Raw genomic sequence first — 25,421 nt, forward strand, 5'->3', positions numbered from 1 at the left:
AGGGTGTGTCCTTCCCGGGGTGTTGGAAAGATCTGCCGGGTCTCAGCCGGTGATGCCGAGGCTCAGCGGGAAGCCGGGCTTGCTGCCCAGCAGGTACGCACCGGCGGTCTGCAGGATCTTGTCCTGGGCCACCACGTGCTGGCACATCGTCATGGTGTCGCGGAGCCAGCGGTCCAGCGGGCTCGGGCGGTAGATCGAGCCGGTCTGCATCAGGTCGTACAGCCGCATCACGATCGAGCGGGCGGTCCGGAAGGCGTGCAGGCGGGAGAGCGGCAGCGCCGCGCGCTCGTCGGCGGTCAGGTCGTCCATGGTGCCGCCGGCCTCCAGCACCTCCCACTGGCGCCGCATCGCGCCGTAGACCGCGCTCCGGGTGGCGTTGAAGTCCGCCTCGCACTCGGCCAGGGCGACCTGCATTCGCCAGTTGTCGGCCCAACCGCCGCCACCGGGCTGCGACTTGGCGACCACCTGCTCGCGCACCCAGTCCAGCGCGGCCCGGGCCACGCCGAGCGGGACGCCCGGCATGTTCCGCATGTGCACCTCGGGCTGGGCCAGCGGGCCCTCGCCGTTGCGGACGGTGGCGAAGGTCATCGTGCGGTTGTCCGGGACGAACACGTCGGTGATGGTGTAGTCACAACTCCCGCTGCCGGCCAGGCCGGTGGTGTTCCAGGTGTCGATCACCTCGATGTCGGACTGCGGGACCGCCAGCAGGATCGAGTCCTGCGGCCCGTCGGCCGGCCAGGGCTGCCCGTTCTCGGTGATGAAGGCACCGGAGACCACCCAGTCGGCGTGCGTGACGCCGCTGCCGAACTGCCAGCGGCCGCTGAGCCGGTAGCCGCCGGGCACCCGGTCGGCCTTGCCGGTCGGGAAGAGCAGACCGGCGGTGGTCATGTCGATGCTGGGGAACATCTCCTTGGCGACCACCTCGTCCAGGAAGTTGGCGTACAGGCCGGAGTCCATCCCGATCATCGCGACCCAGCCGGCCGAGGCGTCACCGTAGGCCAGCGCCTCGACCACCTCGGTCTGCTCGACCGAGGTCAGCTCCGGGCCGCCCCAGGCCTTGCTGAAGCCCATCCGGAAGGCACCGGTACCGCGGATCAACTCGACCACGTCGGCGGGCATTCGGCGGTTCTTCTCGATCTCCACCGAGCGCTCCCGCAGCTGCGGGGCGAGCGCCTTGGCGGCGGCGAGGATGTCGGCGGCGGTGTTCGGGACCACCGGGTTGTTCGGCATTTCGTTACTCCTTGGAGGTGGTGGCAGCCGCCAGGTGCTGGAAGCTGCCGTGCAGGAAGAGCAGAGGGGGTTGCAGGTCGCGGACACCGGTGGAGACCACCTCACCGATGACCATGGTGTGGTCGCCGATGTCGAAGCTGTCCCAGAGCACGCACTCCAGGCCGCTGTGCGCGTCCAGGACGAGGGCTCCGGTCTTCGGCCCCGGGGTGGCCGGGAGGGCGTTGACCGCCTCCGCGCGGTCGTCCCGGCCCTTGGCGAGGCGCCGGGCCAGCGGCTCGGCCTCGCAGTCGAGGATGGAGACCGCCCACTTCTTGGTCTCCAGCAGATCGGTCAGGAACTGCGAGTCCCGGTGCAGGGACAGCGAGACCAACGGCGGGTCGAGCGATACCGAGGTCAGGGAGTTGAGGGTCACCGCATCGTGGCGGCGGACGCCCCCGCGGTCGGCGTAGGTGGTGGCGACGCAGACTCCGGTGGCGAAGTTCCGCATCGCGCCTCGCAGATCGGGCGACATGGCATGGTCCTCTCGTGCTCGGTGGATCGACGGTAGATCAGATGGGGGTACGGCAGCTGGTAGTGCGTCAGGTCGGGGCCCCCGCAGGGGCGGTGGGTCAGAGCCCCTGCGGGAACCGGAAGACCCCGTCCGGGTCGTACTGGCGCTTGATCTGACGCAGTCGGTCCACGTTGGGGCCGAAGTAGGCGGCGTGGGCGTCGGTCAGGTCAGGATCGGTGAAGTTCACGTAGCTGGCGTCCCGGGCGTACTCGCCCATCGCGGCGTGCAGATCGGTCAGCCAGTCCAGGTTGGCCTGCCGGACCTCCGCGCTGTCCTCGGTGCTCCAGGAGGTGTCCATCGAGACCAGGAAGAGGACGTCCCGGTGCGGGAATGCGGTCTCGGTGGCCGGAACCTTGTTGATCGCGCCGCCCCAGGTGAAGAGCGCCAGGCCGGCGCCGTCCGGGTTCCCGCTGCCCGGCCACTTGGCCAGGAAGGTCAGCGCGGTGTGCACGGCCTCCTCGGGGAGCGGCTCGGTGACCGTCCTGGTGCGGACCGCGAACGGGTCGCCCGAGGTCTCGTGGTGCAGGAACTCCTTGGCCTCCCAGTAGCTGCGGTCCTCGATCTCCGCGCGGTCGGGCACCACCGTGCTCAGGACGGGGGCCAGCAGCTCCCGCAACTCCGAGGCGGGACCCAGGTGCTGACCGATCACCGAGACCATCCCGTCGTCCCCCGAGGAGCGGCTGAAGCCGATCCGGGCGGAGAACTCGTTCGGGGCGCCCTGCATGATCCGCTGCATCACCGGCAGCACGGCGGCCGCGTCGCTGAGCGGCCAGAGCAGCAGGCAGGTGGAGCTGGCGATGGTCGGCCTGGCCTGGAAGGTGAACGAGGTGTTGACCCCGAAGTTGCCGCCACCGCCGCCCCGGCTCGCCCAGAACAGGTCCGAGTTCTCGTGCTCGTTGCAGGTCACCAGGGTGCCGTCGGCGAGCACGATGTCGGTCTCCACCAGCGAGTCGCAGGTGAGCCCGAAGGCCCGGGAGACCGCGGCCACACCCCCGCCGAGGGTGAGGCCGCCGATCCCGACGTCGTTCGAGTTGCCCAGCGGTACCGCCAGGTCGTGGCGCTGGAGTTCGGCGTACAGCTGGCCGGCCCGGACGCCGCCACCGACCCGGACCAGCTCGGAGCCGCGGTCCACGGTGATCGCGTCCAGCCCGTGCAGGTCGAGCAGCAGGCCGGTGGTGGTGGCCTGGCCGGCGTAGCTGTGGCCACCGCCCCGGGCCACCACCGGCAGGCCCTGCGAGCGGGCCCAGGCGATGCCCCGGGCCACGTCCGCCACACTGCCCACCGAGAGCACCCCGGCCGGGGTGACTCCCGCGTACCGCTTGTTGAAGGCGGTGCTGTTCTCCTCGAAGCCGAGCTCCCCCGGCCGGGTGACCCGGCCGTCCACCTGGCTGCGCAGGCTCTCCCAGTCGATGGTCATCGTGCTGCCTCCTGCTTCTGACGTTCCGTCACTTCCGACAGGTAGGAGACTCCGGTCTCGGCGTGCGGGCCGTAGCGCTCCCATTCCTCGCGGAGCAGCAGTTCGCCGTCCGCGCCTTCCTCCGGGGTGTTCGTCGAGTGCCCCGCGATCACTTCTCCGCCGGCCAGCACCATGGTGTAGGCGAGCCGGAGGGTTCCGTCCTCACTGACGGTCCCGTTCACGCTTCCCTTGCGGACCGGTCCGCCGGCGAAGTCCGCCCAGACCAGGTCGTCCCGCTGGTGGTAGACCGCCACCACCCCGTCGGTCGATTCGAGCTTCCGGAACTGGCGTCCGTCGTAATCAATCCTCATTTGTCCACGTCCAACAGCCCTGCAGGCATCTCCAGCACCGCACTCACGTCCTTTCGTTCCAGCGGATCGGCGTCCAACTCGACTGCGTTCAGTGCAATCCGGAGGCGTTCGGTGACGCCCTCCCGGTCCTCGGCCTGGGAGACCACGAAGGAGTGCCTGGCCAGGTAGCCGCCGGGCGGCAGCCGCAGCTCGGTGCCCGGGTCGACCATCGGCGCGGCGGTCACCAGCCCCGGCAGGTCGGTCGGCACCCTGACCTCGCGGACGGTGACGTCCTCGGTCGGGTAGCCGAAGCGGATGCCGGCCACCTCGCGGCGGGTGAAGGTGATGTCCGTACGGATCCCGGTGGCGGCCTCCACCAGCACCTCTCCGACGTCGATGCCGGTGGCGATCCGGCCCAGGAAGGGGATCAGGTCGCCGCCCAGCCGGCCGTTGATCTCGATGATCACCGGGCCGTACTTGGTCAGCTTGACCTCGGCGTGGGTCATCCCGTTCTCGACGTTCAGCACCTGGTGCGCCTTGGACAGCACGTCCAGCAGCTCCTGGTCCCGGAGCAGCGGGTCGGCGGCGTCCACGACGTGGCCGATCTCCTCGAAGTACGGGTGGTGGCCGGTCTCCTTGCGGGCGATGAACATCGGCCGGTACTCGCCCTGGTGCACCACACCGTCGATGCTGATCTCGGGGCCGACGGCGTAGCCCTCGACGATCGCCCCGCCGCGGAACGGCTCGTCACCGACCAGGCTGGCGTTCGAGGCGACCAGGTACGCCTGGTCCAACTGGGCCTGGTCCTCGGCGAGTACGACACCCATCGAGGCGCCCAGCGCCCGGGGCTTGACCACCACGGGGTAGCCGATCCGGTCGGCCACCTCGCGGGCCTGCTCCAGGGTGTCGGTCAACTCGAAGCCGGGCTGCGGGAGTCCGGCGGCGGAGAGCAGCGAGCGGGTCCGGTGCTTGTCCCGGCAGCCCTGCACACCCTCAAGCCCGAGACCCGGGACCCCGAACTCGGCGGCCAGCTCGGCGGCCGGCATCACCAGCGGCTCGTCGTAGCAGGCCACCCCGACCACCGTTCGGCGACTGGCGATCTCCCTTGCCGCGTCCCGCAGTTGCTCGTGGTCGAAGACGTTGACCACGGTGATCTCGTCGAAGTACTCCTGCTGCCAGGTGGGCTTGAGGTTGTTGACCAGCACCAGCTTGAGGCCGAGTTCGGTCGCCCGCCGGGCGGCGGACTCGATGATGTACTCGCGGTAGAGTTTGAGCCCGCTGCCGATCAACAGCAGCACTCGGTCTTCGCCACTCATTTCGCTTCTTCTCCCAGGTAGTCGGTGTCTTCGAGAGCCGCCGCGATGCGGTCGGCGACCAGCGGGGCGGTACGGAATCCGTCGCCGCCGCTGGCGGTACGGGCCCAGGTCTTCGGGCCGAGCTGGATCAGGTGGGCGGCGCCGGTGCCGGCATCCACCAGGTAGTGACAGCGCTTGACCGCCATCACCGTGTAGCGCTTGGGGTCGGTCAGGATGGGCTCGGAGAGCACCTGTTCGGCCCAGCGGAGCTCTTCGGCCGGGCTGCCGTCGGCGGCCAGGTCGGCCTCCCGGCAGACAGTGGCCGAGCTCGCCTTGAGCAGGGTGCCCTCGCCGGGCGGCAGCAGCCAGGCGGTGCCTTCGGAGCCGATCCGGCCGATGCCGGGGGTGCGCTCCCAGACCGCTGCCAGGTCCTCCGGCGGCTTGAGGTAGACCAGGGTCTGACGGTGCAGCAGCATCGGCAGGTCGACCAGGTTCTTCGACCAGGGACCGGTGGCGATCAGCGTCAGGTCGGACTCCAGGGTCTCCGCGTCGGGCAGGTGCACCTGACCGGTCTCCGGGTCCACCGCCTTGACCTCCTGCCACGGGCGGAGCGTGACGTTGGGCTGCTCGGCCAGCCAGCGGACCACTGCCGCCAGGGCGTGGTCGGCGAGCAGGACGCCGCCCTGGTGCTCCAGCACGCCGACCGAGTCGGCGGGGAACCGCACGTGCGGGAACTTGGCCGGGTCCATCAGGGTGACCGGGAGCTGGGCGTCGGCCGCGGCCGCGGTCACCTGGTCGATCTCGGCGGCCGGCCAGGCACTCAGCATGCCGACCTGGCGGTAGAACTTGGTGCCCAGCAGAGCCTCCATGGCCAGCCACCTGCGGTGTGCGACCGCGGTGCGCCTGGTCCCTGCCAGGTCGTCCGGGTCCAGTGCCCGGACTGCGCGGTGCTGGTCGAAGGAGGTGGAGCCCGGGTTGGGGATCGCCCCCCGGTCCAGCACGGTGACCTGGTGACCGGCCAGCGAGGCCCGTACCGCCGTGAGCAGTCCGGTCACCCCCGCCCCGACCACCAGCACTCGACGCGCTTCGGTTGCCATGTCAGACCGCCCCACCGGTGAGCCGGGGCAGGATCTTCGGGGTGATCTCGGTGGTCTCGTCCCGGTCCCGGACGGCGGTGTCGTCCAGGGCCGCGGCGGCCAGGTCGATCAGGATCGGGGCGGCGCCGCGCAGGACGGCCTCCACCTGGTGGCAGAAGTCGCCGGCCAGCTCCTCGGTGACCTCCCAGCGGTCCAGCCGGCCGAGCTGCTCGGCCAGCGTCTCGGCCGCACGGCCGAGGCTGAAGGCGGGCATCTGGTAGGCGGCGGAGAAGCGTTGGGTGATCCGGTCGGCGGCGAAGCGGGAGGCGGCGGAGACCGGCAGGGTCCGTCCGGCCCACTGCTCGACCTTGGCGGCCACCCGGTTCCACGGCTGGATCAGCCGGGCTCCGGTGACGGCCTCGAGGGCGCCCCAGCCGAAGTTGGTGCGCTGGTTCTCCGGACTGGTGGCGGCCAGGTGGAACCGGCCGACATCCCGGGGCAGTCGATCCGCCAGCTCCTGACCCCAGACCAGGTGGCCCCGGCTGGTGGAGAACTTCTGGTGCTCCAGCTCGTAGAACTCGTTGGTGACGAAACGGGCCGGCAGCGCGTACCGGTCGCCCAGTGCCAGCAGCATGGCGGCACCGGCGATGGCGAAGGGGAAGGTGTTGTCGAAGCCGAGGAAGTAGACCACCTCGGTCTCGGACTCCGGCCACCAGAGTTGGTCATCGGCGGCCAGCACCTCTCCACGCTTCTCGGCGCCCAGCGCGGTGGTGTAGATGGACCAGGCCATCGTCTCGGCGTTCGGGTTGATGGTCTGCCCGGATACCTCGGGGAACGGCGCGGGGATGCCCCAGGAGATCGGGTAGGTGATCGGGAGGTCGGGCAGCGGGCGGTCCAGCATCTCCTGCACGGCCTGCGCCATGTGCGGGCGGAGCGCGGCGCCGCTGCTCGCGAAGTACTCCTTCAGCTGGGCTCGGTACTCCTCCAACGGCAGGACCAGGACCGGGACTTCGCGGATCTCGACCGGCTCGTCGGGGTGTTCGCTGGAGCGCGGGTCGATCAGGTCGCCGGCCGCCGACGGGTGGCCGCAGCTCTCGCAGAGTCCGGCGCAGCCCTCGGTCAGGCAGACCGGGCAGCCGCCCTTGACGAAGCCGTCCACCAGGTACTCGCCGGTGCTCGGCAGATAGGGGAAGCGGGCGGGCTTCAGCACCACCTTGCCCGCGCTGTGCAGCCGGCCGACGAAGTCCAGCACCAGCTTGGTGAACCGCTCCTCGTCCCGGCTGAAGCCGTCCACCTCGATGCCCATCGCGGCCAGGGTGGCCTCGATCTTGGCGGTCGAGTCGGCCACCAGCGCCTCGGGGCTGGTGCCCAGACGTCGGGCGGTGGTGACCACGAAGGTCGAGGTGTCCTGGGCGCCGGTGCCGAAGACGGTCTCGCGGCCGGTCGCCCGCTGGTAGCGGGTGTAGACGTCGGCGGCCAGGAACGGCCCCGCGAGGTGACCGAGGTGCAGGTCTCCGTTGGCGGTCGGGGCGGGGGAGATCACCGCCACGCGCTTGCTCATGCCTTCTCCTTCTGGTGACGGGCGAGGAACGCGTCCGACATGTCGGTGTCCCACCAGATCCCGTAGTACTCGAAGTCCTCCTGGTGGTTGTTGACCACCTTGTGCGTGCAGCCGGGCGGCAGGCGGACGATGTCGCCGGCGATGAACTCGTGGTCGGTGCCGTCGACCACCAGGGTCGAGCGGCCCGCCATCGCGATGAAGATCTCGTACTCGTGGTGCGAGTGCGGGGTGGACTCCCCGCCGCCGCTGATCACGCACCAGGCGCCCTCGAAGGGTGCGTTGAGCGCGTCCCAGGGCTGCAGGCGTTCGCCGAGGATGCCGTAGGCGGGGGTCAGGTTGGCCCGGTCGAGGCGACGGATCTCCATCAGAGGCTCCGCTCGGCCGAGACGGTGCGGCGGTCGAGCAGGTCGGTGGTGATCTCGTGCGAGCGGTGCGCCAGCACGCTGAGCAGCGAGTCGGAGATGCCGTGGGTGGCCTCGTTGAAGCCCTGCAGGTAGAGCCCGGCGCGGGTGGACTCGCCGAGGTCGACCCGGTAGCGACGGTTGACCGCGATGTCCTCGATGCCGACCTGGCCGGCCAGGTGACGGACCATCGCGGGCATCCGCTGGTCGTAACCGGTGCCGAGCAGCACCAGGTCGCAGCGGACCGTGTCGGTCTTGCCGGTACGGCGGTCGCGCAGCTCCAGCACCACCTCGCCGTCCTCCTCGCGGGCCTCCAGCACCTCGGTCATCGACCGGACGGCGGAGCGCTGCGAGCCGGAGAGCTTCTGCTCGTAGAGCATCGAGTAGGTCTCGTCCAGGAACGGGGCGGCCAGACCGGCGTAGTTGGTCAGCCGGATCTCCTCGAGGATCTGCTTCCGGGACTCGGCCGGGCTGTCGTGGAACTCGTTCACGAAGGACGGGAAGAAGAGCTCGTTGACGAACTTGCTGGTCTGGTAGTTCTGCAGACCGATCGAACGGTGGATCAGGGTGGGCTGGCTGAGCGGCAGGTCCTTGTGCACGGCCATGAACATCTCGGCGGCACTCTGCGCGGCGCCGATCACCACCACCCGGACCGGTCGGTCGATCGGGTACTGGGCGATCCGGGTGCTGTACTGGGTGCTGTGGATGACCCGGTCCGCGGGGAGGTGAGCGAACTCCTTCGGGACGTTCGCGTCCCGGCCGGTGCCGACCACCAGGTCCCGGGTGTCCACCGTGTCGCCGTTGGTGAGGGTGACCCGCCACCCGATCACGGTGCCGTCGTCGGCCCGGCGGGGAGCGACGCTCTGGCCCTTCGCGTTGTAGCGGATCCCCACGTGGTCCAGGTTGTTGGCGACCCACTGCAGGTACTCGGAGAGCTCGCGGCGGAAGGGGTTGAAGGTGCCGAGGTTGACGAACTCGTCGAGCCGGCCCTTGGCGTGCAGGAAGGAGAGGAAGGAGAAGCGGCTCTGCGGGTTCCGCAGCGTCACCAGGTCCTTGACGAAGGAGACCTGGCTGCGGGCGAAGGGCAGCAGCAGGTTGCGCTGCCACTTCACGTCCGGGTACTGCTCCAGGATGAGCGTGTTGTTGGCCAGACCGGTGGAGCCGGACTCCTCGAGAGCCACCGCCAGGGCCAGGTTGGACGGGCCTGCACCGATTGCCAGGACCTCGACCTCGTGGTTCGTCATCTTCTCTGCCACCTCGCTACTCGTCCTACCGCCCCTTCGAGCGAGTAGGTGTTCCGTCGCCGTTCTTGTGTTCGGCTTCGTTCGGTAGGACGAGTCAAGCGAGTGCGGCTGTTGATCGACAGCCTTGTCAGGCAAGGCCGATCAAGCGGCGCCGGCGGTGAGTTGTTCGACCGGTCCGGTCAACTGCCCGGCGGTGGGCTCCGGTCGCATCCTCGGGAAGGGCAACTCCCTACGAGGCTGCAGGTTGTGGGCCGGATCGCGGTCCGAGACGAAGGCCCGCACCAGCGGGTCGACCCGGTACGTGCCCTGCCGTTCACCCGGTCCGAGCATCCCGGCATCGACCAACTCGTCGATCAATTCGTCGGCTCCGGCCGGGATTGATTCCTCGGCCCGCAGCTCGGAATCCGGCCGCTTCGCCAGCAGATCGAGCAATTCGGCTGCCCGGTCGCCCAGTTGCACATGGGCGGAGTTGAGAGATTCACGCATCGACAGGTCGCCGACGCTCAGCCAGTCCAGCAGGGTCTCCGGGCAGTCCAGCCGGCTCGCCGCCCAGCGCAGCGAGATGTCGGGCCGGGCGGCCAGCTTGCGGGTGGCGATGTCCAGGGCCAGCGGCAGGTCACCGCAGAGCTCGGCCAGCCGGTCCGCCCCGGCCGGGTCGGCCTGGGCCCGTTCCGGCAGCGCCCGGGCGATCAGCTCGACCGAGTCGGCCCGGGGCAGTGGCTCCAGCCTGATCCGCCGGACGTCCCGCAGACCGAGCAGGGGCGTGCGGCTGACCACGATGGTGGTGCTGGTCCCGCTGTCGGCCAGCAGCGGCCTGATCTGCCGTTCGCAGTGCACGTTCTCCAGCAGCACCAGCACGCTCCGCCGGGCCAGCAGCGAGCGGAACAGCCCCGCCTGCTGGTCCGCTCCGGCCGGTATTCGCTCCGGCGGCACCCCGAGCGCGGACAGGAACCCGCCGACCAGCTCGGACAGGTTGAAGGTGGCCTTGGTCAACGGGCCCAGGTCCGCGTAGAGCTGACCGTCCACCAGCTGCTCGGCCAGGTCGTACGCGTGCCGCAGCGCCAGCTCGCTCTTGCCGACCCCGACCCGTCCGCTGATCAGCACCGGGCTGCCGCCGGGCCCGCCCAGCCGGCCCAGCTCGGCCGACCGGCCGACGAACCCCTGGGGGCGCAGCGGCAGTTGGGCCGGCCGCGGCATCCCCGCCCCCGGCAGGCCCACCACGCCCGCCACGCCCGCCACCGCCAGGCCCGCCACCGGCTGCTCCGGCACCAGCGCCGGCACCGCCGCCAGTGCCGCCGGGACCTGCCCGGCCGCCGGCTCGGTCACCGACACCGCGGGCCGCGCCCCGACCACCGGCACGCCACCCCCGGCGGCGGCCGCCAGCCAGCGCCGCCGCCACTCCTCCCGGTTGCCCCGGCAGGCCTCCACATACCCCAACGCCACCGGCAGGGTGGGCAGTCGGTGCCCGTTGGCGGCGCTGGACAGCACCGAGGCGGAGTACATCGCGGTCCTGGCCATGTCCCGATAGGTCGGGTTGCCAGCCTCGGCACGCAGTCGACGGAGCCCGCTCGCGAACTCCGCGACCGCGCCGCCCGTCTCGTCCACCGGTTTCTCCGGCCTCCCCATGTCTTCATCCCCTCTTTTTCGATCGCACACAGACGGCCTGTGTGCCGACGGAAACGCCCGGGGGAATGGGCGGCCGGTGTCTCCGGCCGGCCCACTCCCCCGGGTACTACCTACGGAAAAGCACGGCGGACTTGGTTGGCCGGTGTCTCCGGCCGTTCCACTCCTCCGTGCGTCGTGACATCGTCAGCTCGCAAGGTTCCCCCGCATGCCCACCCGGGCGCAGAGCGCGGCGATCACGCCGAACACCCCGCAGAGCGCCCAGATCCCGTTCCCCAGCGTGCTCCAGGCGAAGACGCCCAGCGTGGGGCCGAGTGCCATGCCGAGCCCGAAGGTGGCCTGGTGGGCGGCGATGTAACGGGCCTTCACCGCCGCCGGATAGGTGGCGGGGTGCGCGAACATGGTCGGCCCGCTGGTCATCACCCCGAAGACGAACAGCACCGTGCAGGCGACGATCGTCACGCTGGAGCCGAACGGCAGGCCGTAGCCCGCCACCCCGAGGCCCATCAGGGCGGTGCCACCCGCCCCGGCCACGTACGGCTTCCAGCCCTTCACATAGCTGGTGATCTTCAGTTCGCAGAGGATCAGGATGACCGAGGAGGCCGTCAGCACCCCGCTGTACAGCGCGGCCGGGTGCCCCTCCTCGGTGATCTTCAGTGGCAGCGCCACCGTGTACTGGACGTAGATCACCGAACCGAGCAGCACCGAGGCCAGGAAGGCCAGGTACCGCCCGTCCCGGAACAGCACGGCGTAGGCACCGCGCCGCTCCGCCGGCTCGTCCGCCGGCTCCTCCTCCTGGGGCGCGGACACCTTGGGCAGCAGCGTCAGCGCCAGCAGCGCGTAGCCGAGCGCGGTGGCCGCGTCCAGGTAGAACAGCAGGTCCCAGTCGACCAGGATCAGCCCGGCCGCGATCAGCGGGCTGAGCGCGGCGCCGCCGTTCATGGCTATCCGCATCATCGAGAAGCCCATCACCCGGTGCTCGTCCGGGATCAGGTCGCTGAGCAGCACGGCGGCGGCCGGCCGGTACGACTGGGTGGCCAGGCCCGCCAGCGCGATCGCCGCCAGCAGCAGGCCGAACCGCCCGGGCCCGCTCAGGGTCGGGACCAGCGCCAGGATCACCGCCGACGTGGACATCGCGCCGACGATGGTGGCCCGCGGTCCGAACCGCTGGGTCAGCTCACCACCCAGGATGGTGCCGAGCACCGCGCCCACACTGTACGCGGTGAGTGCGAAACCCGCCTGACCGACCGACAGTTGACGGGCCGTCAGGTAGAGCACCAGGAAGGTCTGGACGAACGCGCCCATCTGGTTGACGAGTACGCCACCGAGCAGGTACCTGACCTGGACCGGTGTCTCTCTCAGGGTGGCCAGGACGCCCGACGGGGCGTCCTTTCTCTGTGCTGTGCTGATGGTGCTGGTCATGAGTCCTCGATCCCGGTTGGCTGTGCACGGTTCGGAAAGGCCCGGGCACGCTGCCGTGCCCGGACCTCACTGCCCGTTCAATCCACCTGAGCTGGGACTCGACCCGCGGTGACGTCGGCGTCCGTCAACCGCTCAGCGGGTGAAGCTGCTGTTCACCGCGCCGAAGTCCAGCGCGCCGGCCAGCTCGTCGTACGTGCCCTTGCCGACCAGCTCGGCGGCGGCCCGCTGGGCGAGCGTGTAGGCGGCCTGGGCGACGGCGGTGCCGACGCTGACCCGGCGCACCCCGGCGGCCTCGAACTCGGCCACCGTCGGCGCACCGGGACCGGCCATCACGTTGACCGGCAGCGGCTGACCCTGCACCAGCTCCGCGATCACCGCGAGGTCGAGCAGGCCCGGCACGAACAGGCTGTCCGCTCCGGCCTCGGCGTAGACGGCCGCGCGGGCCAGCACGTCGGCCGCCCGACCCTCCGGCTCGCCGATCCCGAACAGGAACACGTCGGTGCGCAGGTTGATCACCAGCTCCGGCAGACCGGCCTGCTCGGCCGCCTGGCGGGCCGCGCGGATCCGGGCCGCCTGCTCCTCGGCCGTGAACAGCGAGAAGTCCGGCTTGGAGTCCTCGAGGTTGACCCCGACCACGCCGGCGCCGATCACGGCCGTGATGGTCGCCGCGACGTCCTCCGGCGCCGGACCGTAGCCCGCCTCGATGTCGGCGGTCACCGGGAGCTCGACCGCGTCGACGATCCGGGCGACCAGCGCCACCATCTCGTCCCGGCTGAGCGCCTGCTGGTCCGGCTTCCCGGCCGACCAGGACACGCCGCCACTGGTGGTGGCGATCGCCTTGGCACCGGCCTGGCCGATGAGCGCCGCGCTCCCGGCGTCCCAGGCGTTGGGCAGCACCAGGACGCCGTCCTTGTGCAGCTCGCGGAGGAGTACGGCCTTGGTTTGCTGACTGTTCGTCATGACGGCACCTTTCAATAGGGGTTTACTCGGCATATTCCCCAGTGGCCCGGAGTACCGTCAACGCGACCGAACACACTCCATCACGTCATCCACCTGGGCTCTTTCCGCCCCGGCACTCCGTCAGGTACGGCCCGCACGGCTCGCGCACCATGCCGAAAACGCCGAAGCGGCACCCCGGTGAGGGGTGCCGCTTCGGCGTTCGAACGAGGGCGACTCAGCTGTGCGCCTCCTCCGGCAGGCGCTCCTCGACGGCCGGAGCCTCGGGGGTGCTCTCCACCGGTGCCTTCTTGATCCGCATCGACAGCAGCGCCGCGCCGACGCTCAGCACACCGGCGACGTACCAGGCCGGTGCGTAGTCGCCGAAGCTGTCCCGGGTGAGGCCGGCCGCCGTGGCGGCGAACGCCGCACCGAGCTGGTGACAGGCGAAGACCCAGCCGAACACGATCCCGGCCGACATCCCGAAGTGCTCCCGGCACAGCGCCACGGTCGGCGGCACGGTGGCGATGAAGTCCATCCCGTAGAAGATCACGAAGATGATCATGGGACCGCTGATCTCCTCGCTGAACAGCGAGGGCAGCACCAGCAGCGAGAGCCCGCGCAGCACGTAGTACACGGCCAGCAGGATGCGCGAGTCGACCCGGTCGGAGAGCCAGCCGGAGAGGATGGTGCCGATCAGGTCGAAGATGCCGATCATGGCCAGCAGACCCGCCGCGGTGACGGTGGGCATGCCGTGGTCGTGGGCGGCGGGGATGAAGTGGGTGGCCACCAGACCGTTGGTGGTGGCACCGCAGATCGCGAAGCCGACCGCCAGCAGCCAGAACGGCTTGGTCTTGGCGGCCGCCTTCAGACCGTCGACGGCGAGCCGGGCCGCGCTGCCGGTGGCGGGCGCCGGAGGCACGATCTCGTCCCCGCCGTACGGCGGGATGCCCAGGTCGGCCGGGTGCTCACGGAAGAACAGCAGGACCAGCGGCACCGTGGAGAGCGCCACCAGCGACACCACGATCGCGGCCGTCCGCCAGCCGCCCGAGGTCTCGGTCAGCGAGGCCACCAACGGCAGGAAGATCAGCGAACCGGTCGCGCCGCCGGCCGACAGGATGCCGGTGACCAGACCCTGCCGCTTGACGAACCATCGGGTGCCGATGGTGGCGACGAAACCGAGCGAGATCGAGCCGGCCCCGAGGCCGACCAGGACACCCCAGAGCAGCACCAGCTGCCACGCCGAGGTCATGAACACGGTCAGACCACTGCCCAGGGCGATCAGGGTCATCGCCCCGGCCGTCACCTTGCGGACGCCGAAGCGCTCCATCAGGGCCGCGGCGAACGGCGCGGTGACGCCGTACAGCGCGAGGTTGACCGACATGGCCAGTCCGATGGTGCCGGACGACCAACCGAATTCTTGTTGGAGCGGCTCCACCAGTGCGCCCGGGGTGGCCCGGAAGCCCGCCGCGCCGACGAGCGCGACGAAACCGATGGCCGCGATCATCCATGGCCAGATTTGCTTGTTTCGAATCACCTGGCCAGAGTGCTCGCCCCCGCCCGGTTCCGGATAGCCGTGGTCCGGAACTTTGTCAGGTCCGGACCACGGCCCGGCGGTCTGTGTTCCCATGCGTCGCTCAGCTCCCAATCGTCAACTGCTGCACGGATGTTGCCTGGTCGATGTCGGAGGTACGGACGGCCACCGAGGCCACCCACTCCCCCGCCAGCGGGAGTTGGGCGGTGCCCGACCAACTCCCGGTGCCCTCTGCCTTCAGGGCCACCGTGAGTGGCCCGAGGTCCTTGGCCGGCAGCGTGAAGGTCAGCTCGATCTCGGCCACCTCCACCGGCTGCCCGGCCGGGTCGGTCAGCCGCAGCCGGACGGTGTTGTTGCCCACCGCGACCGGAGCGACACCCAGGGTCGCGACGCCCTTGGCGTTCGCGGTCCGGCCGCCGGTCTCGTACGGGAGCCTGAGCTCGACCGCACGGCCGACCGCGGCCACCGGGCCCGGCGGCAGGGCGGCGACCTCCTGGGCCACCCGCCCGGGCGGTGCGCTGGTGAGCATCGTGGTCACCACCAGCACCGCCACCGCGACGACCGCCTCCACCAGCACCGATCGCCGCAGCCCGGCCGCGCCGTCCGCGCCGTCCGCCGCGGGCCGGGCGATCCAGCGGCGCGAGAACCACGCCGCGCCGAGCATCACCGCCACGCACCCGATCTTGATCAACAGCAGCCGGCCGTACTCGGTGCCGGTCAGCGCGCTCCAGGAGCCCACGCCACGCCAGGACTGGTACACCCCGGTCAGCACCAGGACCGTCACCGAGCCGAACGCCAGCCGGGAGAACCGCCGCACGCTCGCGGCCCCGACGCCCTGCCGCAGGCCGACCAGCAGGGTCACCAGGCCGCCCAGCCAGGCCGCCATCGCGAGCAGGTGCAGGGTGGCCGTCGGCAGGGACAGCCAGACCTGGATGCCCACCGCCGAGTGGTCGGTGCCGACCCAGGTCGCCGCCAGCCCGACCGCCAGCAGCACCCCGGTCACACCCAGCCGGGAACCGGCCGGCCGCTCCTCGCCCGGCTGCCCCAACTGCCCGACCAGTACGGCCAGATACACCCCGCTCAGCGCGAGCAGCAGCAGCCGGACGGCCAGCGCGGTGTAGATCCGCCCGTCCAGCGCGACGTGCGCCAGTGCCGGATCCGCCGCCTGCGCGATCTTGCTGCCGCGCTCGTACGAGCCGCGCAGCAGCAGCAGGACCAGCGTGGACAGCAGCAGGCCGAGCCAGCCGCCGACCAGCAGTTGCTGCACCTGCTTGACCGCCGCACCGGCCGGCCAGCAGATCAGCACGAACGCCACCGCGCCGGCCAGCAGCGCGAACGCGGCGTACGCCGCCACCCGGCCGGTGTCGTACATGAACGAGATCAGCCCGTCCGTCTTGACCCCCTGGGCCGAGTCGGCCGGGACCACGGTGGCCGAGGGCGCGCCGATCGAGAACGTGAACGCGCCGCCGACCGGGTGCGAGTCGTCCGAGACGGCCCGCCAGGCCACCGTGTAGGTGCCGTTGCCGAGGCCCGGGCGCAGGGTGACCCGGGCCGTGTCACCCTTGCCGTCGGCCCGCCCGGAGTCGCCCGCATCGACCTGCTTCCCCGCCGGGTCGAGGACCCGGACCGAGTCGGCGCTGAGCGTCACGCCCTCGCTGAAGGTGAGCGTGACGGCGGTCGGCGCGGACGGCACCACCGAGTTCTGCGCCGGGTCGGTCGAGACCAGCGCCGCGTGCGCGGCCGCGGTTCCCGCCGCGCCGAGCACCATCAGCGCGGCCGCGCACAGCGCGATCAGCACGCCGATGAGGCGACGGCGTATCCGCAGAAATCGTTCGGTCATGGCTCGTACTTCCCGGTTCTGGTTTCTCGATGTCAGAGGGACGGGCGCCCGGGCGGGTTGTCCAGCGTCAGGGCGGTGCAGCGCACCCCGCCGCCGCCCTTGGCCAGCTCGGTGGTGTCGAGTTCGACCACCCGCAGGCCGCGCTCGCGCAGCTCGGCGGCGAGCCGCGGCGCGCCCTTGGTCATGGTCACGGTGGTGCCGTCACCGACCAGGTTCAGCGCGAACTTGGCCGCCTCCTCGACCGACACCTCTATCAGCTCGGCCCCGAGTCCGTGCAGACGTCGGAGGCTCGGCGCGTCGAGCGCCGCCGGGCAGTAGGCCAGGGTGTTCGGCAGGCCGACCACGCCCACGGCCAGGTCGAGGTCGTACCAGCGCGAGCTCACGGTCTGCAGCGCCACCACCTCGTAGTCCAGCTCCTCGGCGAGCACCCGCATCATCCGCTGGTCGGTGCGCTGCCCGTGCGCCGCGAGCAGCAGGTCGTCGCCGAAGGCCAGCGCGTCGCCCTGGCCGCTGAACGCGTACGGCACCTCGACGACCTCGTAGCCCTTCCAGGTCAGCCACTCCTGGAAGTACTGCACCTCGGCCTTGCGCTCCGGCGGCGGGTTGCCCAGGACCGCCCGGTTGCCGCGCACCACGGCGGCGTTGGCGGTGAAGACCATGTCCGGGCACTCCGGCGCGGACGGCACGTACCTGACCTTGCGGCCGGCCGCGAGGTGCGCCGCCACGATCGCCTCGTGCTCGCCGACCGCCGCCGCCAGGTCCGGCTGGATCTCGGTGTGCATGTACGGGTTGATCTCGTAGTCGACCCGGAAGTGCCTCGCGTCGGAAACCAGCAGCTCACTGTTCACGGTTCAATCCCCTGGTCTGTCGGAACCGGCTCGATAAAGCCGGTTGGAAGGTGCGGTCCGGGTCGGCTCGCTCCATCGAGTTCAACAGAGCGCCGAATTGGTCGCCATCTTCGGCTCCCGAAACAATCAACTCGGGCCGAGGACGACCTCGACCCGAGTTGACGCACCGCCAGGGACCCCGCGCTCACCCCAGGGCGGGGATCACCTCCGCCCCGTACGCGTCGATGGTGGACTCGATCGCGTCGTGCATCGCGTACACCGCGAACTGGTCGACGCCCAGCTCGCGCAGCCGGCGGAGCTTGGCGAGCTGCGCCTCGGGCGGGCCGATCAGGCAGAACCGGTCGACGATCTCGTCCGGGACGAAGGCGGTGTCCGGGTTCCCGGACCGGCCGTGGTGGGCGTAGTCGTAGCCGTGCCGGTTCTTGATGTAGTCGGTCAGCGCGTCCGGCACCAGGCCGGAGTGCTCGCCGTAGCGCGCGACCAGGTCGGCGACATGGTTGCCGACCATGCCGCCGAACCAGCGGCACTGCTCGCGGGCGTGCGCCAGCGCCTCGGGCGAGTCGTCGGCCGTGACGTACGCGGGCGCGGCCACGCAGACCCTGATCGAGGCCGGGTCGCGGCCGGCCCGCTCGGCGGCGGCGCGGACCGCCTTGACCATCCACTCGGTCAGGTAAGGATCGGCCAACTGCAGGATGAAGCCGTCCGCCTGACGGCCCGTCAGCTCCAGTGCCTTCGGGCCGTACGCGCCCATCCAGACCGGGAGTTCAGCGCCTGGCCGGACCCAGGGGATGTGCATCGGGGTGCCGTCCACCTCCGTCTCCCGGCCCTCCGCCAGCTCCTTGATGGCGTGCATCGCGGCCGACAGCCGCTCCAGGGTGGCCGGGCGGCGGCCGGCCACCCGCATCGCGGAGTCACCGCGCCCGATCCCGCACACCGTACGGTTGCCGAACATGTCGTTCAGGGTGGCGAACAGCGAGGCGGTCACCTCCCAGGTCCTGGTCGACGGGTTGGTCACCATCGGACCGACCGTCAGGCGCGAGGTCTGCGCCAGGATCTGGCTGTAGATCACGAAGGGCTCCTGCCAGAGCACCGCGGAGTCGAAGGTCCACCCGTGGGTGAAGCCCGCGGCCTCGGCGCGCACCATCCGCTCGACGAGCAGACGGGCGGGCGGGTCGGTCTGGAGCACAAGGCCGATGTCCAAGTCGCTTCTCCTCTACAGGTACTGACAGGTCGAGCGGGGCTGATACCGCCCGTGCCCGGCCCGGCCGAGGTACACGTCGCCGTCGACCACGACGGTGCCCCGGGAGAGCACGGTGCGGGCCTTGCCGGTCAACTGCCTGCCCTCGTACGCCGAGTAGTCGACGTTCATGTGATGGGTGGCGGCCGAGACGGTCTGCACGGCGTTGGGGTCGTAGACCACCAGGTCGGCGTCGGCGCCCGGCGCGATCGTCCCCTTCCTGGGGTACAGGCCGAACATCCGGGCCGGGGTGGCGCAGGCGATCTCGATCCACCGGCGCCGGGTCAACTTCCCCTCCACCACGGCCTGGTGCAGCAGGTCCATCCGGTTCTCGACCCCCGGCAGGCCGTTCGGGATCTTCGAGAAGTCGCCCCGCCCGAGGTCCTTCTGCCCGACGAAGCAGAACGGGCAGTGGTCGGTGGAGACCACCTGGAGGTCGTTGGTGCGCAGCCCCCGCCACAGCGCCGCCTGGTGCTCGCGCGGGCGCAGCGGCGTGGAGCAGACGTACTTGGCGCCCTCGAAGCCCGGCTCGGCCAGGTTGTCGGTCGACAAGTAGAGGTACTGCGGGCAGGTCTCGCCGAACACCGGCAGGCCCTCGTCCCGCGCCTTGGCCAGCTCGGCCACGGCCGAGGCGGCCGAGACGTGCACCACGTACAGCGGTGCGCCCGCCACCTGGGCGAGTTTGATCGCCCGGTGGGTGGCCTCGGCCTCCAGCAACTCGCGCCGCACCTCGCCGTGGTAGCGCGGGTCGGTCTTCCCGGCCGCCAGCGCCTGTTCCACCAGCACGTCGATCGCGATGCCGTTCTCGGCGTGCATCATGATCAGCCCGCCGTTGTCGGCGCCGCGCTGCATGGCCCGCAGGATCTGGCCGTCGTCGCTGTAGAAGACGCCGGGGTAGGCCATGAACAGCTTGAAGGAGGTCACCCCCTCCCCCACCAGCAGGTCCATCTCCTTGAGGCTGGCCTCGTTCACGTCGCCCAGGATCATGTGGAACGCGTAGTCGATGGCGCAGACGCCCGCCGCCTTCTCGTGCCAGGCGTCAAGACCGGCCCGCAGCGAGGAGCCGACCGACTGGACCGCGAAGTCCACGATCGTGGTGGTCCCGCCGAAGGCGGCGGCCCGGGTGCCGGTCTCGAAGGTGTCGCTGGCCTCGGTGCCGCCGAACGGCAGCTGCATGTGCGTGTGGGCGTCCACGCCGCCGGGGATGACGTACTGTCCGGTGGCGTCGATCACCCGGTCCGCCGTCCAGCCGTCGGCGACGTCGCTGCCGGTGCTGGCCAGCGCGACCACCTGCTCACCCTCGATCAGCACGTCCGCGGGCATCTCCTCGGCGGCGGTGATCACCAGGCCGCCGCGGATCACGGTACGGGTCATCCGAGCTCTCCTCACGCTTCCGTCAGCGGGCCGTAGGCGTCCGGGCGCCGGTCCCGGTAGAACGCCCACTGCTGCCTGACCTGCTCGATCACGTCCAGGTCGAGGTCACGGACCACCAGCTCCTCGTCCTTGTCGGAGGCCACCTCACCGACGAACTGGCCGCGCGGGTCGACGAAGTAGGAGGTGCCGTAGAAGTCGTTGTCGCCGTACTCCTCGGTGCCGACCCGGTTGATCGCCGCGATGTAGTACTCGTTGGCCACGGCGGCGGCGGGCTGCTCCAGCTGCCAGAGGTAGGCGGACAGGCCCCGGCTGGTGGCCGAGGGGTTGTAGACGATCTCGGCGCCGGCGAGACCGAGCGCGCGCCAGCCCTCGGGGAAGTGCCGGTCGTAGCAGATGTACACGCCGACCTTGCCGACCGCCGTGTCGAACACCGGCCAGCCGAGGTTGCCGGGCTTGAAGTAGTACTTCTCCCAGAATCCCTTCACCTGCGGGATGTGGTGCTTGCGGTACTTGCCGAGGTAGGAGCCGTCCGCGTCGATCACCGCGGCGGTGTTGTAGTAGAAACCGGACTGCTCGACCTCGTACACCGGCACCACGATCACCAGGCCGAGCTCCTTCGCCAGCGCCTGCATCCGCCGCACCGTCGGCCCGTCCGGCACCGGCTCGGCCCAGCGGTAGTGCTCGGGCTCCTGGACCTGGCAGAAGTAGGGGGCGTTGAAGACCTCCTGGAATCCGATGATCTGCGCACCCTGGGCGGCGGCATCGCGCGCCGCCTGCTCGTGGGCCGCGATCATCGTCTCCTGATCCCTCGTCCACGCGGTCTGGAACAGGGCGGCGCGTACGACACGACTCATGACGGACTCCCTCGCAGCAAGCGGTGTGAGCGTTGAGACTAGGAGTAATGCCCTCGGTTGACGCGCGTCACGCGCCGGGAAGCGGAACTTCTCTCTCACCGCCGGCACGCTCTCGGCCGCCTTCACTACCCGAACGCCGGGCCCGGAACTGAGCCTCCGTCAGGCCCCGTTCGCTACAAGACTGAAGAAGTCGGTGCATTGACGTTGCCATGACTTGAAGGCCCTCCGTAGGATTTCGCGAGAGAGCGCTCTCAGCAAGGTCGTTCCCCCTTCCCCCACACAAGGGCGGTTCCCCCATGCCTGCTGCAACTCGCCCACCCCGCCGGTCCTTCGGCGGACTGGTCTCCCTGCTCGGCGCCGGTCTGCTGGCCGCCGCGCTGCTCACCGCACCGGCCACCGGCGCCGCCGCCCCGCTCGACGGCGCCGCGCCGATCGCCGCCCAGACCTGGAACGACGACTTCAACGGGCCCGCGGGCTCAGCCGTCGACTCCGCCAAGTGGACCCTGGAGACCGGCGGTTCGGGCTACGGAAACCACGAACTCCAGTACTACACCCCGGGCGCCCAGAACGCCGCCCTGGACGGCCAGGGCAACCTGGTCATCACCGCCAGGCGCAACACCGACTCCGGCCTGGGCTGCTGGTACGGCACCTGCCAGTACACCTCGGCCCGGCTGAACACCGCCCGCACCTTCACCCAGGCGTACGGGCGCTTCGAGTCCCGGATCAAGATCCCGCGCGGTCAGGGCATCTGGCCGGCCTTCTGGATGCTGGGCAACGACCTCGGCACGGCGGGCTGGCCCACCAGCGGCGAGATCGACGTCATGGAGAACATCGGCCGGGAGCCGGGCACCGTGCACGGCACCATCCACGGTCCTGGCTACTCCGGCGCCGGCGGCATCGGCGCCGCGTACACCCTCGGCGGCGGGCAGTCCTTCGCGGACGCCTTCCACACCTTCGCCGTCGACTGGAGCCCCACCGCCATCACCTGGTCGGTGGACGGCAACGTCTACCAGACCCGGACCCCGGCCGACCTGGGCGGCAACCGCTGGGTGTTCGACCACCCGTTCTTCGTCATCCTCAACCTGGCGGTGGGCGGCGACTGGCCGGGCAGCCCTGACGGTTCGTCGACCTACCCGCAGACCATGACCGTCGACTACGTGCACACCACCAGCTGGGGCGGCAGCTCCGGCCTGCCCTACACCGGGCGGATCACCGGCCCCGGCGGCATGTGCGTGGACGTGGCCGGTGCCTCCAGCACCGACCGCACGCCGATCCAGCTCCACAACTGCACCGGCGGCGCCGCGCAACAGTGGACGGTGGGCACCGACGGCACCGTCCGCGCCTTCGGCAAGTGCCTGGACGTGGACGCCGCCTCGCACAACGACGGCGCGGTCATCCAGCTCTACACCTGCAACGGCACCAGCGCCCAGCAGTGGACGTACCGCTCCGGCAAGGACTTCCTGAACCCCGGCTCCGGCAAGTGCCTGGACTCCCCGAACGGCTCCTCGGCCGACGGCACCCGGCTCCAGCTCTGGACCTGCAACGGCAGCGCCGCCCAGCGGTGGACGCTCGGCTGAGCCCTGCGGGCGGGGCCGCGCGCTGACCGGCCCCGCCCCATCCGATGGACCGTCAGCAGCTGCAGCTGAGGGTCAGGGTGATGGACTCCGGCGGCGCCGGGGAGCCCGCGTACGGCGCGATCCAGGCGGCGACGCCTTCCTCGTCGAGGCTGGTCCAGCGGACCCGCTGATCCGGGCCGAGCGGACTGCCGTCCCCGGCGGTGACCGTCCAGTCGACGAGGTGGCTGCCCTCCGGACAGTGGGCCTCCACCCCACTCGGGGAGCCGGTCACCGAAACACCGAAGGTGTCGTCGGCATGGGCCGGGCCGGCCAGCAGGGCGGTCAGGCCGGCCACGGCCAGACCCACACCCAGGAGTCGCTTGCGCATCGATTTCCTTCCGTCGTCCGCCCAGCCCGTTCGTGGGCGATCGGCGGCAGCATTCCCGCTACCCACAGTGATATTCCGATCACTCCGGGAAGTCACCCGCCCGAGTGGCGGCGGCGCGCCCCGACCGTGCGCGCCCGAGCTTTGCCCCGGCCCTTCCCTACCAGGCAAGATGGCCCGGTGACCCTCCTGGACCTGATGCCGAAGCCCGCAACTCCCGACGCGCTGTACGAGACCTTCGCCGAGTGGGCGCAGGACCGTGGCATCACGCTCTACCCCGCCCAGGAGGAGGCGCTGATCGAGCTGGTCTCGGGCAACAACGTCATCCTCGCCACCCCCACCGGCTCCGGTAAGAGCCTGGTCGCGGCGGGTGCGCACTTCGCCGCGCTGGCCGAGGGCAAGCGCACCTTCTACACCGCGCCGATCAAGGCCCTGGTCTCGGAGAAGTTCTTCGACCTGGTGAAGATGTTCGGCACCGAGCAGGTCGGCATGATGACGGGTGACGCCAGCGTCAACCCGACCGCGCCGATCATCTGCTGCACCGCCGAGGTGCTCGCCAACATCGCGCTGCGCGACGGCGCCCGGGCCGACGTCGGCCAGGTCGTGATGGACGAGTTCCACTTCTACGCCGAGCCGGACCGCGGCTGGGCGTGGCAGATCCCGATCCTCGAGCTGCCACACGTGCAGTTCCTGCTGATGTCCGCCACCCTCGGCGACGTCCGCCGGTTCGAGGAGGACCTGACCCGCCGGACAGGGCGCCCGACCACCGTGGTGCGCTCGGCCACCCGTCCGGTGCCGCTGTTCTACGAGTACCGCCGCACCAACCTGCACGACACCCTGGAGGAGCTGCTGAAGACCGGTCAGGCACCGGTCTACGTCGTGCACTTCACCCAGAAGGAAGCCGTCGAGCGGGCGCAGTCCCTGATGAGCATCAACATGTGCACCAAGGCGGAGAAGGACGCCATCGCCGACCTGATCGGCGGCTTCCGGTTCACCACCAAGTTCGGCCGCAACCTCTCCCGCTACGTCCGGCACGGCATCGGCGTGCACCACGCGGGCATGCTGCCCAAGTACCGCCGCCTGGTCGAGCGGCTGGCCCAGGCCGGTCTGCTCAAGGTGATCTGCGGCACCGACACCCTCGGCGTCGGGGTCAACGTGCCGATCCGCACCGTGCTGTTCACCGCGCTCTCCAAGTACGACGGCCAGCGGGTCCGGGTGCTGCGGGCCCGGGAGTTCCACCAGATCGCCGGCCGGGCCGGCCGGGCCGGCTTCGACACCGTCGGCCAGGTGGTCTCGCAGGCGCCCGAGCACGTGATCGAGAACGACAAGATGGTCGCCAAGGCCGGGGACGACCCGAAGAAGAAGCGCAAGGTGGTCCGGAAGAAGGCCCCGGAGGGCTTCGTCAGCTGGTCCGAGGAGACCTTCGAGCGCCTGATCGGCGCCGACCCGGAGCCGCTGGTCTCCCGGTTCAAGGTCAGCCACGCCATGCTGCTCTCCGTCATCGGCCGCCCGGGCAACGCCTTCGCCGCGATGCGCCACCTGCTGACGGACAATCACGAGGAGCGCTCCGCCCAGCGCCGCCACATCAGCAGCGCGATCGCCATCTACCGCTCACTGCTCGCGGGCGGCGTGGTCGAGCGCCTGCCGGAGCCGGACGCCGAGGGCCGGATCGTCCGCCTCACCGTCGACCTGCAGGAGAACTTCGCCCTCAACCAGCCGCTCTCCACCTTCGCGCTGGCCGCCTTCGAGCTGATCGACCAGGAGTCGCCCTCCTACGCGATGGACATCGTCTCGGTGGTCGAGGCCACCCTCGACGACCCGCGCCAGATCCTCGCCTCGCAGCAGAACAAGGCGCGCGGCGAGGCGATCGGCGAGATGAAGCGGGACGGCATCGAGTACGAGGAGCGGATGGAGCGGCTCCAGGACATCACCTACCCCAAGCCGCTCGAGGAGCTGCTCGGCCACGCGTACGAGGTCTACCGCCAGGCCCACCCGTGGATCGGCGACCACCACCTGGCGCCCAAGTCCGTGGTCCGCGACCTGTACGAGCGGGCGATGACCTTCTCGGACTACGTCGGCCACTACGACCTGGCCCGCACCGAGGGCATCGTGCTGCGCTACCTCGCCGGGGCGTACAAGGCACTGGAGCAGACCGTCCCGGACGACCTGAAGACCGACGACCTCAAGGACGTCATCGCCTGGCTCGGCGAGCTGGTCCGCCAGGTCGACTCCAGCCTGCTCGACGAGTGGGAGCAGCTGGCCAACCCCACCTCCCCGGAGACCACCGAGGTCCGGCTCGACGACAAGCCCGCCCCGGTCACCGCGAACGCCCGCGCCTTCCGAGTGCTGGTACGCAACGAGATGTTCCGCCGGGTCGAGCTCTGCGCGCTCGAACAGTACGGCACGCTGGGCGAGTTGGACGGCGAGTACGGCTGGGACGCGGACCGCTGGGCGGACGCGATGGACGAGTACTGGGAGGAGCACGACGACCTCGGTACCGGCCCCAACGCCCGCGGCCCCAAGATGCTCCTGATCGAGGAGGACCCGGAAGAGGGCTCCTGGCGAGTCCGCCAGATCTTCGAGGACCCGGCCGGCGACCAGGACTGGGGCATCAGCGCCGAGGTCGACCTCTACGGCTCCGACGAAGAGGGCCGCGCCGTCCTCCGCGTCACCGCCGTCAACCGCCTCGACGGCTGACACCCGCTCAGC

At 70.6% G+C, this 25,421-nt stretch carries 21 protein-coding genes; 2 read left to right on the forward strand and 19 right to left on the reverse strand.

The genetic code is table 11. The features are described from left to right. Positions 1-42: 42 nt before the first annotated feature. From F4556_RS01910 to F4556_RS01995, 18 genes are all read right to left on the reverse strand, one after another. Complete coding sequence (locus F4556_RS01910; protein WP_184911074.1) at positions 43-1,230, reverse strand: acyl-CoA dehydrogenase family protein; 1,188 nt, start codon at positions 1,228-1,230, stop codon at positions 43-45. 4 nt (positions 1,231-1,234) lie between these two features. Beyond that, positions 1,235-1,741 carry a flavin reductase family protein gene (locus tag F4556_RS01915; protein ID WP_184911076.1) on the reverse strand — a complete coding sequence of 169 codons (507 nt, stop codon included), beginning with the start codon at positions 1,739-1,741 and terminating at the stop codon, positions 1,235-1,237. A gap of 97 nt (positions 1,742-1,838) precedes the next feature. After that, positions 1,839-3,197 carry an FAD-binding oxidoreductase gene (locus tag F4556_RS01920; protein ID WP_184911078.1) on the reverse strand — a complete coding sequence of 453 codons (1,359 nt, stop codon included), beginning with the start codon at positions 3,195-3,197 and terminating at the stop codon, positions 1,839-1,841. Beyond that, entirely contained in the window at positions 3,194-3,547 is a 354-nt protein-coding gene (locus tag F4556_RS01925) for an avidin-fold protein (protein ID WP_184911080.1), read from the reverse strand. Before F4556_RS01925 ends, F4556_RS01920 begins: the two co-directional genes overlap by 4 nt. Beyond that, on the reverse strand, positions 3,544-4,842 hold the full coding sequence (locus F4556_RS01930) for an ATP-grasp domain-containing protein (protein ID WP_184911082.1): 1,299 nt from the start codon (positions 4,840-4,842) through the stop codon (positions 3,544-3,546). Before F4556_RS01930 ends, F4556_RS01925 begins: the two co-directional genes overlap by 4 nt. After that, positions 4,839-5,918, reverse strand: coding sequence for an NAD(P)/FAD-dependent oxidoreductase (locus F4556_RS01935; RefSeq protein WP_184911084.1), 1,080 nt, complete (start codon positions 5,916-5,918; stop codon positions 4,839-4,841). Before F4556_RS01935 ends, F4556_RS01930 begins: the two co-directional genes overlap by 4 nt. A gap of 1 nt (position 5,919) precedes the next feature. Further along, entirely contained in the window at positions 5,920-7,458 is a 1,539-nt protein-coding gene (locus F4556_RS01940; RefSeq protein WP_184911086.1) for a class I tRNA ligase family protein, read from the reverse strand. Continuing rightward, on the reverse strand, positions 7,455-7,823 hold the full coding sequence (locus tag F4556_RS01945; protein WP_184911088.1) for a cupin domain-containing protein: 369 nt from the start codon (positions 7,821-7,823) through the stop codon (positions 7,455-7,457). The genes F4556_RS01940 and F4556_RS01945 overlap by 4 nt, the downstream gene beginning before the upstream one ends. Beyond that, positions 7,823-9,103, reverse strand: coding sequence for a SidA/IucD/PvdA family monooxygenase (locus F4556_RS01950; RefSeq protein ID WP_184911090.1), 1,281 nt, complete (start codon positions 9,101-9,103; stop codon positions 7,823-7,825). Before F4556_RS01950 ends, F4556_RS01945 begins: the two co-directional genes overlap by 1 nt. A gap of 141 nt (positions 9,104-9,244) precedes the next feature. Continuing rightward, complete coding sequence (locus F4556_RS01955) at positions 9,245-10,708, reverse strand: tetratricopeptide repeat-containing protein (RefSeq protein WP_184911092.1); 1,464 nt, start codon at positions 10,706-10,708, stop codon at positions 9,245-9,247. Between the two features lie 204 nt (positions 10,709-10,912). Next, positions 10,913-12,148 (reverse strand): MFS transporter, encoded by a 1,236-nt coding sequence (locus F4556_RS01960; RefSeq protein WP_184911094.1) that lies wholly within the window; start codon positions 12,146-12,148, stop codon positions 10,913-10,915. Positions 12,149-12,280: 132 nt separating this feature from the next. Further along, complete coding sequence (locus tag F4556_RS01965; RefSeq protein ID WP_184911095.1) at positions 12,281-13,108, reverse strand: isocitrate lyase/PEP mutase family protein; 828 nt, start codon at positions 13,106-13,108, stop codon at positions 12,281-12,283. Between the two features lie 214 nt (positions 13,109-13,322). Continuing rightward, positions 13,323-14,591 carry an MFS transporter gene (locus tag F4556_RS01970; protein ID WP_184911097.1) on the reverse strand — a complete coding sequence of 423 codons (1,269 nt, stop codon included), beginning with the start codon at positions 14,589-14,591 and terminating at the stop codon, positions 13,323-13,325. Between the two features lie 130 nt (positions 14,592-14,721). After that, positions 14,722-16,458, reverse strand: coding sequence for a copper resistance CopC/CopD family protein (locus tag F4556_RS01975; protein WP_184911099.1), 1,737 nt, complete (start codon positions 16,456-16,458; stop codon positions 14,722-14,724). Positions 16,459-16,490: 32 nt separating this feature from the next. Beyond that, on the reverse strand, positions 16,491-17,306 hold the full coding sequence (locus tag F4556_RS01980) for a dimethylarginine dimethylaminohydrolase family protein (RefSeq protein ID WP_184911101.1): 816 nt from the start codon (positions 17,304-17,306) through the stop codon (positions 16,491-16,493). Positions 17,307-17,490: 184 nt separating this feature from the next. Then, positions 17,491-18,507 (reverse strand): TIGR03842 family LLM class F420-dependent oxidoreductase, encoded by a 1,017-nt coding sequence (locus F4556_RS01985; protein WP_184911103.1) that lies wholly within the window; start codon positions 18,505-18,507, stop codon positions 17,491-17,493. Positions 18,508-18,519: 12 nt separating this feature from the next. After that, positions 18,520-19,917, reverse strand: coding sequence for a dihydropyrimidinase (gene hydA / locus F4556_RS01990; protein WP_184911106.1), 1,398 nt, complete (start codon positions 19,915-19,917; stop codon positions 18,520-18,522). Positions 19,918-19,928: 11 nt separating this feature from the next. After that, positions 19,929-20,771: a nitrilase-related carbon-nitrogen hydrolase gene (locus F4556_RS01995; RefSeq protein WP_184911108.1), complete on the reverse strand. Its 843-nt coding sequence runs from the start codon at positions 20,769-20,771 to the stop codon at positions 19,929-19,931. Positions 20,772-21,067: 296 nt separating this feature from the next. Here F4556_RS01995 and F4556_RS02000 point away from each other — a divergent pair, with 296 nt between their 5' ends. After that, the gene (locus F4556_RS02000; RefSeq protein ID WP_184911110.1) at positions 21,068-22,348 is read left to right on the forward strand and encodes a glycoside hydrolase family 16 protein; all 1,281 of its coding nucleotides are present in this window, start codon (positions 21,068-21,070) and stop codon (positions 22,346-22,348) included. Positions 22,349-22,400: 52 nt separating this feature from the next. Here F4556_RS02000 and F4556_RS02005 read toward each other — a convergent pair whose 3' ends face one another. Next, positions 22,401-22,715, reverse strand: coding sequence for a porin family protein (locus F4556_RS02005; protein ID WP_184911112.1), 315 nt, complete (start codon positions 22,713-22,715; stop codon positions 22,401-22,403). A 195-nt stretch (positions 22,716-22,910) separates the two neighbouring features. Between F4556_RS02005 and F4556_RS02010 the strand changes: the two genes are divergently transcribed. Further along, entirely contained in the window at positions 22,911-25,409 is a 2,499-nt protein-coding gene (locus F4556_RS02010; protein ID WP_221503843.1) for a DEAD/DEAH box helicase, read from the forward strand. Positions 25,410-25,421: the final 12 nt, after the last annotated feature.

It is taken from the genome of Kitasatospora gansuensis, from assembly GCF_014203705.1.
Lineage (GTDB): Bacteria > Actinomycetota > Actinomycetes > Streptomycetales > Streptomycetaceae > Kitasatospora > Kitasatospora gansuensis.

Coding starts and splice junctions, on each gene's coding strand:
- F4556_RS01960 (WP_184911094.1), bottom strand. CDS start 12,148: ATGACCAGCACCATCAGCACAGCACAGAGAAAGGACGCCCCGTCGGGC.
- F4556_RS02005 (WP_184911112.1), bottom strand. CDS start 22,715: ATGCGCAAGCGACTCCTGGGTGTGGGTCTGGCCGTGGCCGGCCTGACC.
- F4556_RS01975 (WP_184911099.1), bottom strand. CDS start 16,458: ATGACCGAACGATTTCTGCGGATACGCCGTCGCCTCATCGGCGTGCTG.
- hydA (WP_184911106.1), bottom strand. CDS start 19,917: ATGACCCGTACCGTGATCCGCGGCGGCCTGGTGATCACCGCCGCCGAG.
- F4556_RS01945 (WP_184911088.1), bottom strand. CDS start 7,823: ATGGAGATCCGTCGCCTCGACCGGGCCAACCTGACCCCCGCCTACGGC.
- F4556_RS01930 (WP_184911082.1), bottom strand. CDS start 4,842: ATGAGTGGCGAAGACCGAGTGCTGCTGTTGATCGGCAGCGGGCTCAAA.
- F4556_RS02010 (WP_221503843.1), top strand. CDS start 22,911: ATGCCGAAGCCCGCAACTCCCGACGCGCTGTACGAGACCTTCGCCGAG.
- F4556_RS01910 (WP_184911074.1), bottom strand. CDS start 1,230: ATGCCGAACAACCCGGTGGTCCCGAACACCGCCGCCGACATCCTCGCC.
- F4556_RS01965 (WP_184911095.1), bottom strand. CDS start 13,108: ATGACGAACAGTCAGCAAACCAAGGCCGTACTCCTCCGCGAGCTGCAC.
- F4556_RS01935 (WP_184911084.1), bottom strand. CDS start 5,918: ATGGCAACCGAAGCGCGTCGAGTGCTGGTGGTCGGGGCGGGGGTGACC.
- F4556_RS01995 (WP_184911108.1), bottom strand. CDS start 20,771: ATGAGTCGTGTCGTACGCGCCGCCCTGTTCCAGACCGCGTGGACGAGG.
- F4556_RS01915 (WP_184911076.1), bottom strand. CDS start 1,741: ATGTCGCCCGATCTGCGAGGCGCGATGCGGAACTTCGCCACCGGAGTC.
- F4556_RS01950 (WP_184911090.1), bottom strand. CDS start 9,103: ATGACGAACCACGAGGTCGAGGTCCTGGCAATCGGTGCAGGCCCGTCC.
- F4556_RS02000 (WP_184911110.1), top strand. CDS start 21,068: ATGCCTGCTGCAACTCGCCCACCCCGCCGGTCCTTCGGCGGACTGGTC.
- F4556_RS01925 (WP_184911080.1), bottom strand. CDS start 3,547: ATGAGGATTGATTACGACGGACGCCAGTTCCGGAAGCTCGAATCGACC.
- F4556_RS01940 (WP_184911086.1), bottom strand. CDS start 7,458: ATGAGCAAGCGCGTGGCGGTGATCTCCCCCGCCCCGACCGCCAACGGA.
- F4556_RS01920 (WP_184911078.1), bottom strand. CDS start 3,197: ATGACCATCGACTGGGAGAGCCTGCGCAGCCAGGTGGACGGCCGGGTC.
- F4556_RS01970 (WP_184911097.1), bottom strand. CDS start 14,591: ATGATCGCGGCCATCGGTTTCGTCGCGCTCGTCGGCGCGGCGGGCTTC.